We start from the raw sequence: 1,023 nt of genomic DNA on the forward strand, positions 1-1,023 counted from the left end.
CGACGCGCTGACGCCCAGGAAGGCGCACGTCTCCTTGACGGTCAGGAACCTCGGCAGAGCCGCCAGGTCCTCGATGACTGAGCTCATTGCCCCTCCTCGGCGTCCATGACGGCGGACAGCGGGAGCTCCGCGTAGAGGCAGAGCTGGACGATCTCGAGCCCGTCGAGCGCGGGCGCGGCGCGCGACGCCGTGGAGAGCCCGAGCAGCCTCAGGACCTTGGGCAGCGGTATCCCCGTGCCGCGGACGATGTCGAACGCCGTGTCGCCGGTTTCCCCGAGCGCCGCGGCGAGCGCGTCCATGTGTATGCCGTCTTGTCTGTTCATGTCGGAAGCCTTCCCGTTCCGTGTTCCGATACCGAAAGTACCGGGGCCGTATCGACCCCCGACGGGAACAGTATATGAACGGGGGGACCCGATGCGGTGCGATACTTGCCCGCACGGGGTAGAAAGGCCCCGCGCGTTTCGGCATGGAAGGAAAGTGATGCGTTCGATGAGGTCGAGGGTTCCGGAGAAGTCCGAGCTGGCGGCGCAGCTCAAGCGCTACCGCTACGATGCGGGGCTGAAGGGCGATGAGGCGGGAGCGGTCATCGGCAAGAAGGCCACGACGGTGTACAAGTACGAGGCGGGGACCCTGTGGGTGTCGCCGGCCGACCTGCGCTCGCTGCTCAACGAGTACGGCGTGAACATGGTCACGGCCTTCACCGAGATCGGCGACCCGAGGGCGGGCGGCAGGAAGAAGGACGAGTCGGCCCTGCGCTGGCGCAAGATGCGCGCCTACTACGACATGATGGGCCCGGCAAAGCAGAGGACCCTGCTCGACGTCGCGAGAGCGATGGCCGAGGACTTCTGAGCCGAACGCATGCGCACTTGGGCACGCGCGCAGATGGGCGACTGTGCAGATGCGGAGATCAGGACTTGCGCGGGAGCGCGCGTGCGCACGACGGCGCCTCCCGCTGCTCGGCCTCCTCGATCGACGCAACCTTCATGGAGTGCACGTCGGTGTCGATCCAGTGCTCCCCGGTCT

At 67.1% G+C, this 1,023-nt stretch carries 2 protein-coding genes; one reads left to right on the forward strand and one right to left on the reverse strand.

Going from position 1 to position 1,023, the window contains the following annotated elements; translation table 11 throughout:
- Positions 1-83 precede the first annotated feature (83 nt).
- Positions 84-323, reverse strand: a complete 240-nt coding sequence (locus tag ACMO6A_RS14160; protein ID WP_418471453.1) for a hypothetical protein — start codon at positions 321-323, stop codon at positions 84-86.
- A gap of 166 nt (positions 324-489) precedes the next feature.
- Here ACMO6A_RS14160 and ACMO6A_RS14165 point away from each other — a divergent pair, with 166 nt between their 5' ends.
- A complete protein-coding gene (locus ACMO6A_RS14165) occupies positions 490-849 on the forward strand; it encodes a helix-turn-helix domain-containing protein (RefSeq protein WP_418471454.1) in 360 nt (119 codons plus the stop codon).
- Positions 850-1,023 lie beyond the last annotated feature (174 nt).

Origin of the sequence: Eggerthella sp., from assembly GCF_048329335.1 — a bacterium.
In the GTDB taxonomy this organism is placed as follows: Bacteria; Actinomycetota; Coriobacteriia; order Coriobacteriales; family Eggerthellaceae; genus Eggerthella; species Eggerthella lenta.

What these genes read in the sequence shown, in the direction of transcription:
- ACMO6A_RS14160 (WP_418471453.1), bottom strand. Translation starts at nt 323, where the DNA reads ATGAACAGACAAGACGGCATACACATGGACGCGCTCGCCGCGGCGCTC.
- ACMO6A_RS14165 (WP_418471454.1), top strand. Translation starts at nt 490, where the DNA reads ATGAGGTCGAGGGTTCCGGAGAAGTCCGAGCTGGCGGCGCAGCTCAAG.